12 protein-coding genes and 1 pseudogene are annotated in these 13,934 nt (G+C 62.5%); 6 read left to right on the top strand and 7 right to left on the bottom strand.

The window, feature by feature from the left end:
- Window positions 1–30 precede the first annotated feature (30 nt).
- The 5 genes and pseudogenes from ACFO3E_RS02805 (at window position 31) to ACFO3E_RS02785 (ending at window position 5,595) form a co-directional block, all read left to right on the top strand.
- Entirely contained in the window at window positions 31–2,604 is a 2,574-nt protein-coding gene (locus tag ACFO3E_RS02805; RefSeq protein WP_380802373.1) for a TonB-dependent receptor, read from the top strand.
- A gap of 81 nt (window positions 2,605–2,685) precedes the next feature.
- Window positions 2,686–3,818, top strand: a pseudogene (locus tag ACFO3E_RS02800) (transposase).
- A 204-nt stretch (window positions 3,819–4,022) separates the two neighbouring features.
- A complete protein-coding gene (locus ACFO3E_RS02795) occupies window positions 4,023–4,493 on the top strand; it encodes a hypothetical protein (protein ID WP_380802370.1) in 471 nt (156 codons plus the stop codon).
- A complete protein-coding gene (locus tag ACFO3E_RS02790; RefSeq protein ID WP_380802367.1) occupies window positions 4,493–5,101 on the top strand; it encodes a hypothetical protein in 609 nt (202 codons plus the stop codon). The genes ACFO3E_RS02795 and ACFO3E_RS02790 overlap by 1 nt, the downstream gene beginning before the upstream one ends.
- Complete coding sequence (locus ACFO3E_RS02785) at window positions 5,098–5,595, top strand: lipocalin-like domain-containing protein (protein WP_225870619.1); 498 nt, start codon at window positions 5,098–5,100, stop codon at window positions 5,593–5,595. Before ACFO3E_RS02790 ends, ACFO3E_RS02785 begins: the two co-directional genes overlap by 4 nt.
- Window positions 5,596–5,771: 176 nt before the next feature.
- On the opposite strand, the gene ACFO3E_RS02780 is transcribed toward ACFO3E_RS02785, so the two are convergent.
- Genes ACFO3E_RS02780 through ACFO3E_RS02770 form a run of 3 tightly spaced genes read right to left on the bottom strand, consistent with a single transcriptional unit; the run spans window position 5,772 to window position 8,088 of the window.
- Complete coding sequence (locus ACFO3E_RS02780; protein ID WP_197486359.1) at window positions 5,772–6,011, bottom strand: NUDIX domain-containing protein; 240 nt, start codon at window positions 6,009–6,011, stop codon at window positions 5,772–5,774.
- On the bottom strand, window positions 6,011–6,403 hold the full coding sequence (locus tag ACFO3E_RS02775; RefSeq protein ID WP_380802363.1) for a nuclear transport factor 2 family protein: 393 nt from the start codon (window positions 6,401–6,403) through the stop codon (window positions 6,011–6,013). The genes ACFO3E_RS02780 and ACFO3E_RS02775 overlap by 1 nt, the downstream gene beginning before the upstream one ends.
- Window positions 6,400–8,088: an FAD-binding protein gene (locus ACFO3E_RS02770; RefSeq protein WP_380802361.1), complete on the bottom strand. Its 1,689-nt coding sequence runs from the start codon at window positions 8,086–8,088 to the stop codon at window positions 6,400–6,402. Before ACFO3E_RS02770 ends, ACFO3E_RS02775 begins: the two co-directional genes overlap by 4 nt.
- Window positions 8,089–8,416: 328 nt before the next feature.
- Here ACFO3E_RS02770 and ACFO3E_RS02765 point away from each other — a divergent pair, with 328 nt between their 5' ends.
- The gene (locus ACFO3E_RS02765) at window positions 8,417–10,366 is read left to right on the top strand and encodes a flavin-containing monooxygenase (protein ID WP_380802358.1); all 1,950 of its coding nucleotides are present in this window, start codon (window positions 8,417–8,419) and stop codon (window positions 10,364–10,366) included.
- Window positions 10,367–10,412: 46 nt separating this feature from the next.
- On the opposite strand, the gene ACFO3E_RS02760 is transcribed toward ACFO3E_RS02765, so the two are convergent.
- The 4 genes from ACFO3E_RS02760 to ACFO3E_RS02745 form a co-directional block, all read right to left on the bottom strand.
- Window positions 10,413–11,087 carry an SDR family NAD(P)-dependent oxidoreductase gene (locus tag ACFO3E_RS02760; RefSeq protein WP_380802356.1) on the bottom strand — a complete coding sequence of 225 codons (675 nt, stop codon included), beginning with the start codon at window positions 11,085–11,087 and terminating at the stop codon, window positions 10,413–10,415.
- Between the two features lie 144 nt (window positions 11,088–11,231).
- Window positions 11,232–12,086 carry an SDR family NAD(P)-dependent oxidoreductase gene (locus tag ACFO3E_RS02755; protein ID WP_380802354.1) on the bottom strand — a complete coding sequence of 285 codons (855 nt, stop codon included), beginning with the start codon at window positions 12,084–12,086 and terminating at the stop codon, window positions 11,232–11,234.
- Between the two features lie 28 nt (window positions 12,087–12,114).
- Window positions 12,115–12,909: a glucose 1-dehydrogenase gene (locus ACFO3E_RS02750; RefSeq protein ID WP_380802351.1), complete on the bottom strand. Its 795-nt coding sequence runs from the start codon at window positions 12,907–12,909 to the stop codon at window positions 12,115–12,117.
- A 27-nt stretch (window positions 12,910–12,936) separates the two neighbouring features.
- Window positions 12,937–13,881 (bottom strand): SDR family NAD(P)-dependent oxidoreductase, encoded by a 945-nt coding sequence (locus ACFO3E_RS02745; RefSeq protein ID WP_380802348.1) that lies wholly within the window; start codon window positions 13,879–13,881, stop codon window positions 12,937–12,939.
- Between the last annotated feature and the right edge of the window lie 53 nt (window positions 13,882–13,934).

Here is a 13,934-nt window from a genome sequence, read left to right as displayed (position 1 = left end):
CCTTGCTCAACTGTGCAGGGAGAGACCTAAATGTCTTCTGAAATTCGCCGGCGGCAGCGCTTGCCGCTTCTCGCCACCAGCATGATGGCCGGTGTCGCCGTAAATCTGCTGGCGCCCGCCGCGTTCGCTCAAACCGAAGCTCAACCTCAAGCGGAAGAGCAGGGTGGCGGCATTGCCGACATCATCGTTACGGCCAACCGCCGTCAGGAGCGCAATCAGGACGTTCCGATCGCCATCACCGCTTTCTCGCCGGACCGGCTGGAACAGCAGGGCATCGCGAAGGAACAGGACCTGCAGGCCAGCGTCCCCTCGCTGATCGTTGGTCCCAACGGCCAGGGATCGCGTGACGCGCAGTCCTTCACCATCCGCGGCCAGGGCGCAACCTTCCAGGCTTCGCCGGGCGTCGTCGTTTACATGAACGAAGTCCCGCTGCCCGCAGGCATCACGCTCAGCCAGCAGGGTGGCCCCGGCAACTTCGTTGATCTGGAAAATCTTCAGGTCCTGTCCGGTCCGCAGGGCACGCTGTTCGGCCGCAACACGACCGGCGGCGCGGTGCTGCTGGTGCCCAAGAAGCCGACCAACAATTTCGGCGGCTGGATCAAGGGTGAGATCGGCAATTATGACCGCCGCTATGTCGAAGGCGCGGTGAATATTCCGGTCATCGAAGACAAGCTGCTGGTCCGCGTCGTCGGCGCCTTCCATGATCGTGACGGTTATACGCGCGATGTCGTGTGGAACAAGGATCGCGACGACGAGCATTGGTATTCGGGCCGCATCGGCGTCACGTTCAAGCCGACCGAGACCATCGAAAACTACACGATGATCTATGGCGCAAAGTCGAGCAACAATGGGTCGGGCTTCGTACATAAGGGTTATAACATCGAAGGCGCTGGCGGCCTCGCCCAACTGGGACTGTGCTCCAACACCCCGGTTACAGCAAGCGGCCCGTTTTCCTGTGACGTTTATCGTGCCGCTACGGCTCGGGCAGACGCACTTGGCCCCCGGCAGACCGCGTTGGGCGTCGATATCTTCTCGCGCACGAAGACTTGGGGCATCACCAACACGACCGATTTCGAGCTGGGCGACGAACTGACGCTGCGCAACATCGCCAGCTTCCAGAAGCTAAAGCTGGACTATGCCTATGACAGCGACGGCACGGTCCTGCAGCAGCATGACGTCGATCCCAATCGCCTGCCCGCGCCGGGCCAGGTGGTGCTGCCCGGCACCAACATCCCGCTCACCTATTACAACGAGAATGATCCGGGCTTCCCGCGCGACGACTTGAAGCAGTTCACGGAAGAATTGCAATTGCAGGGTTCCACGCTGGAAAAGCAACTGACCTACACCGTCGGCGGCTTCTATTATGACCAGCGGCCGAGCGGCACGCAGGCCGGCAGCGCGATCGTTTACTGTCCGGCATTCGCCACCGGAACGGACGTCGACACTCCCGGTTATCCCGTCGTATGCCCCGGCAACTACAGCACCTATGGCACTACGCAGACGTCCAAGGCGGTCTATGCTCAGGCGACGTTTGACTTCGGAGCGGTGTCGTCTGCTCTGGAGAGCCTGCGCCTGACCGGCGGCTATCGCCACACCTGGGACAAGATCCGCGGCTACTCCACCGCTTACCTGCCGCAGATTGGGGGCACGACCGCGAAGTGCAGTTCAACCGGCACGATCGTACCGATCGGGACTGCCGGGGCTGACTGCACCTATACTGCCGAACTGAACAGCAAGGCGTCCACCTGGCTGATCGGTCTGGACTACAAGGTAGTTCGCGACGTGCTGCTGTTCGGGAAGGTTAGCCGCGGCTACAAGGCTGGCGGTTTTAACCAGCAGGCCGTGTTCACCAATACCCGCACCTTCCAGCCGGAAACCGTGACTTCCTATGAAGCCGGTTTCAAGGCCGATTTCCGGGTCGCCGACGTTCCGTTCCGCCTGAACACCAGCGCCTATCTGTTGGACTATAAGAACATCCAGCGGGCAGGCGCGGACTTCAACCCCGGATCGGGCGCCGGTGGCGCGGTGGTCCGCAACGCCGACGCCCGGATCAAGGGTGTAGAGGTCGAAGCTTCGATGCAGCCGTTCCAGGGCCTGGAGATCGGCGGCAACTTCAGCCACACTGATGCGAAATACAAGAAGTATGAGTATACGACCAACACCGGCGGTTTCGGTTGCAACGGCGGTGTCGCGCCCGGTGGGACGGTGGACCTGAGCTGCCTGCCCTTCCAATATGTGTCGCCCTATATCTGGAGCATTCATGCCAATGCGACGATGCCGGTCGGCGACGACATGGGTAAGCTGAACTTCTTCGTGAACTATTCGCACACCTCGCGTCAGTACACCGATCCGGGCAATGTGCCTGCGCTGCAGCCGGGCGCGTATCTGGAAGCGTTCGGCCTGCTCAACATGTCGCTCGACTGGAACGACGTTGCACGCAGCGGGTTCGACGTGGGCCTGTTCGTCACCAATGCGACCAACAAGCTCTACCGGATCAGCAACACCAATGTCTTCCAGGGCGGCGGGCTGCTGTATCAGTCGACGCTCTATGGCGAACCGCGCATGTACGGGCTGCGCCTGAAATACCGCTTCGGCGGCGAGTAAAAGGGGAGGGCCGGGGGAACCCGGCCCTCAGACTGCTGACAAACCCCTGGCGTGAGCTGGGGGTTTGTGATTCTTCAGGCTATGGTGAGAGAGCCTGGACCTGAGCAGACGGCACTCGAGATAGTGACGCTCGAGGAGTTGGTTCCTGCGGATCACCTGCTGCGCAAGATCGACGCGGGCGGCCTGCGTTGGATCCGACACTGATGTTCAAGGCGCTGTTCCTTGGCTATTTGTTTGGGGTTCGCTCGGAACGGCACTTGCCGCGAGATCCAGGTCAACGTTGCCTATCGCTGGTTCCTGCGGCTGCGGCTGACCGGTGCGATCCTCGATGCCTCGACGGTGTCGCAGAACCGGCGTCGCCGCCATGGCGACACGACGGTGGCGCAGGAGATATTCGACCGGATTGTCGAGCAGGCGATCGGCCATGGCCTGGTGGATAGCACGGTGCTGTACACCGACAGCACCCATCTTAAGGCCAACGCCAACAAGAACAAATATGACAAGGCAGTCGTCGCCAAATCGCGCTCGGACTATTGGGAGGCGCTCGACGCCGCGATCACCCAGGAGCGACGGGAACGCGGCCTCAAGCGATCGTCTATCTCGGACGCCTCGACCGGCAGCGCGAGCGCTTTGGCTTTTCTGTCGCGGCGGTGGGGCTCGATGCCGGATACGCCACCGCCGGCATTGCTCAAGGGCTAGAGGAGCGCGGCATTCTCGGTGTTACCGGCCATCGCAACCCGACCCCGCCTAAGCCTGGTATGATGCGCAAGAGCCGCTTCCATTGGGAGCCGGACCAGGACAGCTATCGCTGTCCCGAAGGTCAGCTGCTGCCCTTGCTGCCCTATGCCACGACCGATCGCCATGGCTATCGCCACTACAAGTCTGACCCCGCGATCCGCCGGCAATGCCCGCTACTCGCCTCCTGCACCAGCGCCGCCAAGCCCCAACGCGTCATCACCCGCCATGTCTGGCAGGACATCAGAGACCGATGCGAGGGCCATCGTCTCACCCCTTAGGGTAAGGCCGTCTGCAAGCGCCGCAAGGAAACCGTCGAGCGCTCCTTCGCCGACGCCAAGCAGCTATATGGTCATCGTTATGCGCGCTTCCGAGGCCGAATAAGGGTCGCTTGCCAGTGCCTCCTCGCCGCAGCCGCCCAGAACATCAAGAAGATCGCCCTCGCCCTGACCCGCCAGTCAAACCCCCGACCGGCTTGAACAGGTGCGCCCGCGGCCCTTCTCAAAAAACCAGCGCCGCACATCTTCAAAAACAAAACCCCGCCAGCCCTTTTTCTTTCCGGTCAGGCGGAAGGTTGCATCGCAGGGGGTGCTGGCCGCTGGCGGTCGCTCGGCCATGATGTCATCATCGTCTTTTAGGACTCGCGCCGGCGGCCAATCGCCGGGCACGTAGAGGAGGGCGAGGTGGCAAGCATCGCAACGGGCACGGCCGCGGACATGCGGCCAGTCGCGCCGCCCATTCAAATCGATAATGTCTATACGCCCGCGCAGCACGCGATGCTACTAGACATGATCCGGAACTATGGTCCGTGGCCGATGGTGACCAAGGGACGATTCCAGAATATTGAGCAGATCGCGGCTTCGACGAGCGGCCGTATCCAGCCCAACATGTCTATGGACCATTTCATCGTCGCGCAGTTTCGCGGCTGGGTCGCGAGCCATGGGACCAGCTATTATACCGAACTGGATGACATATTCCTCGACCCCAGGCTGCGCGCGCATGCGCGGGCCTATTGGGGCGCGGGTCTGGCGAGGCCGACCTTCATGTATTTCAGCCTCTCAGGGCCGTTCGAGGCGACCGATCCCGGCCACATAGACGGCGTGACCTTCCGCGGCATCCGCAAGAAAAAGCACCGCTCTGGATCCTGTCGCTGATGGGCAAGTCGGGGCTGTTCGACAGGTGGATGGTGAAGATGACGCAGGTGGTCGCCTGGTGGTGCAAATGTCCGACCGGCGGCTTTACCTATTGGCCGGACGGCATCGCCGGACAGCCGCAGCGCGTGACCGCGCCGATGTGGAACAAGGGCCTGATCTGCCAGAATGAGCGCATGTATCACCGGCCCGAGTCAAATGGTCCGCCTGCGCGGCGCATCTATGAAGGGCTATCGTTCGACACGGAACTGGGCGTCGATCCGGATGACCGCGATCGCTGGCTGATGAAGACGGGGGATACCATCAACGCGGTGCTGCATACGGATGACCTTCGGTTGATGCTGCATTGGAACGCGGAGGTCTATCATGACCTGGATGATCTGAAGCTCCATTCCGATCACCGAGACGACCTGACCCACGACATGGTCGCGGAGATCTTCATGGCCGATTTGCGGCGGAGGGGCATATCCTTCGATCCGCCGTCCGACCCCTATGATGACATGGCCTTCATCGGGGTACTGAACGACGCCTATAATCCGGGGCGGCCGCAACATTATCCGCCCGGCACCAAGCCGCTGTCGCTGATCCGGCGGGAGGAGACCGCACCATGAGCGGCCTGCCCCAGAGACTGACCCGGCCCGAGATGAACGCAGCGCAGGCCTTCGCCGCCTTTACCGGCGGATGGCAGCTGGTGTTGTGGACAACCTTTCACTCGGACGGGACGAAGGATTATCCCTTTGGAACCGATGCCGTAGGCCAGATCATGTATAGCGCCGATGGGCATATGAGTTGCCATCTGATGCGGCCCGACCGGCCGCTGTTCGGGAAGCCCAGCGTCTATCAGGTGAGCGATGAGGAACTTGGCGCGTCTATGCGCGGCTATAGCGGTTATTTTGGCCGATATTCGATTGATGCCATGGCAGGCGTCATCACCCATCATGTCGATGGCGCATGGTATCCCGACTGGATCGGTTCCGACCAGCCGCGCCGCTATGCCTTCTCCGGCGACAGGCTCTTTCTGGAGACAGAGATCGGCACAGACTTGGTGCGGATCGAATGGCGGCGAGTGGTTACGGATGAAGCGAGGCGGCTAAACGAAGCTTGATGGCAAGCGGCGGGACTATCGCCGCAGTCTGGACGCCACTGGCAGACGTGCGTTCTCGTGAGCGGTGCCGGAGGCATCGGCTCGGCCTCCAGTAATTCGACCCCGATGGCTTCCGCTCTTTCCGCCCCGACGGCAAGGGCTGGCGAGCGCGGTCGGCTTGCACCACATGGCCTGCTTCATCGGCTGCGGGGGAGGAAAATTGGCCGATATACGGGTTTCATCCTCGTGCAGCGTCCACCCAACTCTTCCAGCAATTCGCGTTGCGGTGCGGGGAAGGGGGTTTCGCTCTCTTCAATCTTGCCGCCTGCCTGCATAAACCAAGGCGTCCCCGCTTTGCGCACAAGGAGCATGCGACCTCTATCGCTGTCGATCAGGGCGGCGGCGATGCGGATCGTTGGGGCGCGGGCGGTGCTCATCAGCCGTGCATGGCCGCCATCATCCGCGCCGCAAGCGCTTCAGGCACGCAAAGGGGGTTAAGATGTTCCGCCACGGACGAAATGCGGCCGTCCTTGAAGCCGAAGATGAAGGCATAATCGTTGGTGTAGAGCTGATCGCCCTCGAAGACGCCCTTCGATCGGACTTGCGCTGCGGCGCGGTCCGCTTCGGCAATGATGGCGTCAATGTGAAAGGCAAGTCCATCTTGGAAGAGGGACTTCAGCATCCGCGGCACAGCCCGATACAGGCCCGCGTCCATATCACCGGCGGTGGTCCAGCAAGTGAGGTCCGGGGCGAAGAGATCGTCCGGGAAGGCGCCGGCGGTAAGCCCTTCGAAAAAGCGAAGCACTTGCCGCCGGTTTGCCTCAATCATGCGTTGGCGCCGGTCATGTGGCGGGCCGCCACATAAGCGGAGGTCATGGCGGGTCCGATCGTGACGCCTGCGCCGGGGTAGCTTTCACCCATGGCTGAGGCAGCATTGTTGCCGACCGCATAGAGCCCGGTGATGGGTTCGCCCGTGTCGTCGAGCACCTGCGCCTTGGCGTTGGTCAGCAGGCCGCCATTAGTGCCGATGTCGCCCGGATAGATGGGCAGAGCGTAGAAGGGCCCCTTGTCCAGCGGCCGGAGGCAGGGGTTGGGGACGTGGCGGAAATCGCCATACATCTTATCGTAGGCGGCCTCGCCCCGGTGGAATTCGGGGTCCTCGCCCTTGGCCGCATGGGTGTTGAAACGGGCCACCGTTTCAGACAGCGTCGCGGGATCGACGCCGATCTTGCGCGCCAATTCCTCGATCGATCGGCCCTGCTTCAGGATGCTGCGCACGCCCTTGCTATGCAGGAAGGTGGGCATCAGCGGGTAGAGCGGCCCCATCGGGAATTTGTGGCGGTAAGTGTGATCGAAAATCATCCAGCTGGGATTGGCGTCGCCATGTTCGGCATCGCGCCGCGCCATCTGCTGCCCGACGATATGGTAGGAGGCGGCCTCGTTAAGGTAACGCTTGCCGCTCTGGTTAACCATGATGCAGCCCGGCAGCGCGCGTTCGACGGTGCAGAGGCGCCCGCGATCTTCGCCCGGCACGTAGAAAACCGGCGCGGCCCAAGCCGATTGCAGGTTGAGCGTACGCGCGCCGATCGCCTCGCCCGCGCGGATGCTGTCACCGGTATTGCTGGTAACGCCGCCCGAATATTGGGCAGTGGGATAGAGCGGCGCGTTGGCGTTGCGCATCGTCTGGTTCTTGTCGAAACCGCCCGCTGCCAGCACCACGCCCTGGCGGACGCCGATGCGGTAGGGCTTGCCGTCCTTTTCGACGATAGCGCCCGTCACCCGGTCGCCTTCGCGTACCAGGTCGATGAGCGGCGTGTTCAGCCAGAGCGGCACGCCTCGATCGTTGAGCGCCATGCGCAGGCCGCCGGTCAGTGCATTGCCCAGCGTCAGTCGGCGGTCCTTGCGTGAGGTGAGGCGGAAGGGAAGGTCGAGCCAGTAGCGCGCCATGCTTACGGCGAGATTCTTTATCCAGCCCTTGGTGCGGTAGAGCAGTTCGCTGGTTTCGGTGAAGTGCCAGTTGATGTAGCCGAACAGGCTGGCCGCAGGGGAGGCGAAGCGCAGGGAGCGGACTTCGTTGCCGAGCGGCTTGCCGCTGATCGGGAGGGGCAGGTGGGTGCGGTAGCCCTGGGCCGAGCCGCCCGGATTTTCCGCATGATAATCGGGATAGGGGAAGGCCATATATTGGACCGGCGTGTTCGCCATGACCCAGCGCAGCATGGGCGCTGCGTTATCGACGAAGGCGCGGATATTTTCGTCCGGAACATTGTCGGCGGAGAGCGCCCGCAGGTAGGTGAAGGCGTCGTCCAGATTATCCTCAAAGCCCGCGGCCTTGGCGACGTCACTGCGGGGAATCCAGATGCCGCCGCCCGAGGTGGCAGACGTGCCGCCCCAAAGGTCAGCCTTTTCCACGATCAGCACGTCCGCACGGTTATGCGCACCGACCAGGCCCGCGAGCAGGCCGCCCGCGCCCGACCCGACCACGAGGATATCGACTTCCTTATCCCAATTACTCATTATAGCCCCATTCCGGTACGGATGTTTCCACGCGGGTGACCGGCGTGCCGGGCTTATCGCCGGTGCGCCGTTTCCCTCCCGCAAACTTCACGCGAACTGTGCCTTTCCACGCCATAATGTCAACTTCTTGCGTAGCAAGCTGGCGTTTTAGGATGCAGCAAGGACTAAAACCCGCTGCCCCCGAACAAAGTCTTCCGAGACGATGAACGCACTGGGCCAATCGAACTGACGCCGCCTCCTCACTCTTCCTCCTATCCGGATCGGTGCGGTTGGTCGTTGCTGCCGTTGCAACAGATCCATAGCCCGGGCAGCGTAAGGAGATAGATTGATGACCGTTGCGCTGACCGAAGATCAGAAACTGCCGCTTGCCGAAGACCAGGCGCTGCGCGATGCGTTGGCGGCGGCTGACCTGCCGACATTGCTGATGACCTATGTGCATCTGAGCCGCGACATGGCCCTGCTCGACAAGTTTCAGCCGCATGTCCATGCGCTGAGTTCTGGTAAGCAGACTGCTGTTCCCGACGATCTGGCGGCGGAGCTTCGCGAGAAGATGCGGGCGTTGCTGACCAGTCCGAACGAGGCCGATTTGACCATCCCAGAGCCCGCGCTGCTGCAGCGGATCATGAGTGTCGGCATGGGGGAACCGGTTTCGAAAGAGTTCATCCCGTTGCTGCTCGAACAATCGGGTCTTGGGCCGCAGCATGACCGGTCGCACCGCCCTGCGCGCCAGCAGATCCCGCAGGGGTTCAAGGTGCTGATCATCGGCGCGGGCATCAGCGGCCTCGCCGCCGCGATCAAGCTGAAGGAAGGCGGCTATGATTTCGAGGTAATCGAGAAGAATTCCGAGGTCGGCGGCACTTGGTGGGTGGCGCGCTATCCGGGTGCTGGCGTCGATACGCCGAGCCATTTCTATTCCTATTCCTTCGCGCTCAATCCTGAATGGTCCACCTACCGTCCGCGTGGGCGCGAGATGCTCGACTATCTGATCCGCGCGTCCCACAGCTATGGCGTGCGCGACCATATCCACTTCGAAACCGAAGTGCTGGGCATGCGCTGGATCGAGGATGAGCAGGTCTGGGAGGTCGAGCTCAACGACAAGCATGGCGGCAAGTCCACCGTGCGGGCCAATGCCGTCATCAATGCGCATGGACGCCTTAGCCGCTGGGTCTGGCCCAAGATCGAGGGTCTGAAGGACTTTGAAGGGCCACTGGTCCACACTGCCGAATGGGACCCGGACCTGGACCTGAAGGGCAAGCGGGTGGCGATGGTCGGCACGGGCGCGAGCGCCGCGCAGTGCGGCCCTGCGATCGTCGATGAGGTGGAGCATCTCACCGTCTTCATGCGGTCCGGCCATTGGGTGGTGCCGAGCGAATGGGCCGCCGCCAAGGTGCCCGAAGGCGTGCAATGGGCGATGCGGCACATCCCCTTCTATCTCGCCTGGTTCCGTTTTGGCATCTATTGGACCGGGTCGGACGGGCTCTATTCCAACCTGATCAAGGATCCCGAATGGCCCGCCGAGAGCCCTTCGGTTTCGCTGGTTAACGAACGGCTGCGAAAGTTCTGCATGTCGAACTTGGAGGCGAAGCTGGGCGACCGGCCGGACCTGATGGAAAAGCTGACGCCGGACTGCCCGGTTTTTTCCAAGCGGATCGTCATGGACACCAACTGGCTGACCATGTTCCGCCGCGATAATGTGACGCTGGAAACGGCGGGGATCGAGCGCGTGCTCCCTGGTGCGATCAGGACCGCCGATGGCACCGAACATCGCGTCGATGCCATCATTCTGGCGACCGGCTATGATGTGGCGCGCATGGCGGGATGGCTGGACATTATCGGGCGTGATGGCGTCAACCTGCGAGAGCTATGGGGCGATGAGGACCCGGTCGGTTATTTCGGGCTGATGGTCCCTGGCTTCCCGAATTATTTCCACATCATGGGTCCCAATGCAGGTCCGAACCATGGCGCGGGCGTCAACCTGATGGCAGAGGCGCAGGTTCATTATATCCTGGAGTGCCTGGATCATCTGGTGGAAACCGGGGCGAGCGCGATGGAGCCGACGGAGGACGCCAACGCTACGTTCAACGATCGGGTGCAGGGTCAGATGCCCAAGATGATCTGGACCCATCCCAAGGCCAACAGCTACTACAAGAACAGCAAGGGCCGGGTGATCGGCTCCTGGCCTTTCCGCCTGCTCGACTATTGGAATGAATCGCGCGAGCCGAAGCTCGACGACTTCGTCATCCATGAGAAGGCGACGGCGGAAGAGACGGCCGCCTGATCTTGGCGGTAATGGGCGGGGCGCATCCCCGCCCATTATCTGAAGGTCAGACGCGGCCGGTGACAGGGATGCAAGCGCCTGTGATGGCAGATGCGCCATCGGACAGCAGGAAGGCGATGACGCTCGCGATCTGCGCAGGCGAAACCCAACGGGTGAAATCGGCGCTGGCCATGTCGGCCCGGTTGGCGGGCGTGTCGATGATCGAGGGCAGAACCGCGTTGACGCGCACGCCATTGTCCTTTTCTTCCTCGGCCAGAGCTTCGGTCAGCTTGGCGATGCCCGCCTTGCTCGCGGCATAGGCGCCCATGCCCGCCGCCGCCTTGATCGCCGAGGCCGCGCCGATGCTAACCACCGCGCCGCCGCCGTCACGAAGGGACGGCAGCGCGGCCCGAACTGCATTGACGGCCGTGCGCAGGTTGATGTCGAACATCGTGGCCCAGGTGGCGATGTCGCCATCCGCGACGGTTTCCCAGCGGAAGGTGCCCGCCACATTGACGAGCGCTCCTAATGGGCCGCTCGCGCCGATCGCCTTTTCGATCGCGGCAGACGCTGCCGCAGGATCGGTGAGATCGATGTTGCCGAGATAGGCGCCAGCACCTACCGCGCCCGCGTCCGGTGCGCGGTCGATGCCGGTCACCTTATGCCCAGCTTCTTCCAGCGCCTTCGTCACGGCCCGGCCCAGCACGCCTGCCGCGCCGGTCACGATCACGTGCGTCTTCATCTCACCTTCTCCTCTCTGTTTGCGAACTTCTGGTCCCGCATTGGCGGCCTTTTCGGATGGAGGAAAAAGCGGAAATACAGAAGGGCGGAATGCGGCCGTTTTGACGGGGAACCGGGCGGGGACAGACCCCGCCCGGCTGTCTCGTTAAATGCCGAGCAAGGCGCGCTGTTGCTCGCCTAGTTCGGGATTGCTCTGGTTCTGGAAGAAGGCGATCCGCCCCGCGACGGCCTGTTCCGTCATTTCGGGCTGGCTGGAAATCCAGAATTTGCGGGCGGCGAGGCCTTCGACGAAGACGCGGGAGCCTTCGTCCAGGTCCATGCCGTAATTGGCCATCATATGCGCCATAGTCGCACGGTGCGAAGCGGCGCTTTCCGGCTCGCCTACGCCTGCTTCGGCGTCGAAGATGCTGGTTTTCAGCATGCCCGGAATGATCGAGCATACGTTGATCGGCGCCTTTGCCACCTGCATTTCCAGATAGAGACACTCGCTGAACGACTGGATCGCGTGCTTGCTCATGATATAGGCGGTCTGCGTCGGCATCTGGCCGAAGGAGCCGATCGAGGCGAGGTTAGCGATCCATGCCTCCTGGCCGACGCGCAGCATGTGCGGCACGAAAGCGCGCACGCCATGGACGACGCCATGGATGTTAATGTTGAGCGTCGCTTCCCACCGGGCGGCCGGAATTTCCCAGACATTGCCGATGGTTTCGATGCCGGCATTGTTGATGAGCAGGCGGACGGCGCCATGACGGTCGAACACATCCTGGGCGAGCGCGTCGAGCGCTTCGGGTTTGGACACATCGAGCTGGATGGCCTCTGCCTTGCCGCCTGCCGCCACGATCTCGGCGGCGACCTTGTCAGCCCGGCCTTTGTCGATGTCGGTCACGACAACGGTCATGCCGATTTCACCGCAGCGGCGGGCAAGGCCCATGCCGATGCCAGCACCCGCGCCGGTGATGACGGCAACGCCGCCAGAAAAAACCTTTTCTTCTTCAGTCATATTCATGCTTCTCCAGAATTTTTTGAGATCAGATCGACGTCAGCGATGCGGGCGCGCCGGGCAGATAATGATGGTAGTAGCCCGCAGACCAACCGCCATCGACCGACAATTCGGCACCGCAGATGTAGCTCGCCTCGTCAGAGCAGAGGAACAGGCTGGCGGCGGCGATTTCCTCCGGTTCGCCGATGCGCTGCATCGGAACGCGTTCATAACCGGCATTTTTGGCCTCGCCCTCCAGCGCCTGGGGATTGCCCATGACGGTGTTGACGCCGCCGGGATGCACGCTGTTCACGCGCACGCCGAGATGGCCGAATTCCAGCGCCGCGGTCTTGGTCAGCCCGCGCACGGCCCACTTCGAGCTGCTATAAAGCGCAAGCGAATTCGCGCCCCGCAAGCCATCGACGGACGAGATGTTGACGATCGCCCCCCGCCCGGCGGCGCACATCGCGCCGCCAGCATGTTTGAGGCCCAACATGGTGCCCTTCACATTGATGCCGAGCACCCGGTCGATCTGTTCGGAGGTCAGCGCGATGATGGGGGTGAAGGCCACGACGGCTGCGTTATTGACCAGTGCGTCGATCCGGCCATGGCGCGCCATCACGGCGTCCACCAATGCCGTCCAGCTGCCCTCGTCAGACACGTCTAGCCGCTGGAACATGGCGAGATCGCCCAGCTCCGCGGCCAGTGCCTGACCTTCCGCCTCCAGCACGTCGGCGATGACGACCTTCGCGCCTTCGCGGGCGAACAGACGCACCGTCGCTTCGCCCATGCCGCGCGCTCCGCCGGTGATGATGGCGACCTTGTCCTGCAACCTTCCGGTCATATTAACTGCTTTCCTTGTTGAACTGACTTATTTGATGAAGGCCTTGAACGCCTCCCATGGCACATCCGAGGTGTAGAGGGCAGCTTCGTCCATCGATCCTTCAGGAATGCGGAAGCCGCTCGTGTCCATCACCTTATCGAATTGTGCAAGGGCAGTTTCGGGTGTCCAGTCCTTGTCGGTAGCGCGGTAGCCTTGGGTGACGCCTGCGAACACGCGGGTGTAGCCTCCGCCGCCTGCCGTGAACATTTCGCCATTGCAGGGCGCGCTTTCATGCGCGAGCATAGCGACGACCGGTGCTACGGCGCGGGCGGGGAAATCGCGTTCCATGAGACCGTGAATTTCCGGCCCCATGAGTTGCGTCATGCGGCTGCCTGCGATCGGCATAATGGCGTTGATCTTCACATTCTTGCCCAGGGCGTTGGTCGCGGCGGCCAGCGCGCGGGTCATCGCCCATACTGCGCCCTTAGCCGCCGGGTAGGGAACCGCACTGCCCATGCCGAACCAGGATCCGGATGAGATGTTGACGATACGGCCGAAGTCGCGCTCCAGCATGCCTTCCCACACCGCCCGGCAGAGGTAAAAAGTGCCGCTGGCCGAAACGGCCATGTCCTTTTCCCATTCCTCATCGGTGACGGTGGCCAGAGTGCCGGACGCGCTGACGATGCCCGCATTATTGACCAATATATCGACGCGTCCCCAGCGCTTCAGGGCATCCTGCACGATCGCCTCGACGCCTGCGGAGGTCGCCACGCTGTCGCCATTGGCCTCCGCAATGCCGCCCGCATCACGAATGTCGCGCGCCGCGGCTTCGGCATAGCTGACATCCTGGCCCTGGCCTTGGAAATTGCCGCCAAGATCGTTGACGAGCAGCTTGGCCCCGCGCGCGGCGAGCAGCGACGCATAAGCTTTCCCCAGGCCGCCTCCGGCGCCAGTCACGATTGCGACCTTGCCATCGAAACGCAGCTCAGACATCCGCCTCTCCCTTATCATCCGGTCCTGTGGCCAAGGATTGCCAATCCGGCAGG

Origin of the sequence: Sphingobium tyrosinilyticum (assembly GCF_042654265.1) — a bacterium.
GTDB classification, from domain to species: domain Bacteria; phylum Pseudomonadota; class Alphaproteobacteria; order Sphingomonadales; family Sphingomonadaceae; genus Sphingobium; species Sphingobium tyrosinilyticum.
The sequence above is the reverse complement of the archived record's forward strand: the minus strand, read 5'-3'. Positions and strand labels throughout refer to the sequence as shown.

Coding starts and splice junctions, on each gene's coding strand:
- ACFO3E_RS02745 (WP_380802348.1), bottom strand. CDS start 13,881: ATGTCTGAGCTGCGTTTCGATGGCAAGGTCGCAATCGTGACTGGCGCC.
- ACFO3E_RS02780 (WP_197486359.1), bottom strand. CDS start 6,011: ATGAGCACCGCCCGCGCCCCAACGATCCGCATCGCCGCCGCCCTGATC.
- ACFO3E_RS02765 (WP_380802358.1), top strand. CDS start 8,417: ATGACCGTTGCGCTGACCGAAGATCAGAAACTGCCGCTTGCCGAAGAC.
- ACFO3E_RS02750 (WP_380802351.1), bottom strand. CDS start 12,909: ATGACCGGAAGGTTGCAGGACAAGGTCGCCATCATCACCGGCGGAGCG.
- ACFO3E_RS02770 (WP_380802361.1), bottom strand. CDS start 8,088: ATGAGTAATTGGGATAAGGAAGTCGATATCCTCGTGGTCGGGTCGGGC.
- ACFO3E_RS02755 (WP_380802354.1), bottom strand. CDS start 12,086: ATGACTGAAGAAGAAAAGGTTTTTTCTGGCGGCGTTGCCGTCATCACC.
- ACFO3E_RS02785 (WP_225870619.1), top strand. CDS start 5,098: ATGAGCGGCCTGCCCCAGAGACTGACCCGGCCCGAGATGAACGCAGCG.
- ACFO3E_RS02790 (WP_380802367.1), top strand. CDS start 4,493: ATGGGCAAGTCGGGGCTGTTCGACAGGTGGATGGTGAAGATGACGCAG.
- ACFO3E_RS02775 (WP_380802363.1), bottom strand. CDS start 6,403: ATGATTGAGGCAAACCGGCGGCAAGTGCTTCGCTTTTTCGAAGGGCTT.
- ACFO3E_RS02805 (WP_380802373.1), top strand. CDS start 31: ATGTCTTCTGAAATTCGCCGGCGGCAGCGCTTGCCGCTTCTCGCCACC.
- ACFO3E_RS02760 (WP_380802356.1), bottom strand. CDS start 11,087: ATGAAGACGCACGTGATCGTGACCGGCGCGGCAGGCGTGCTGGGCCGG.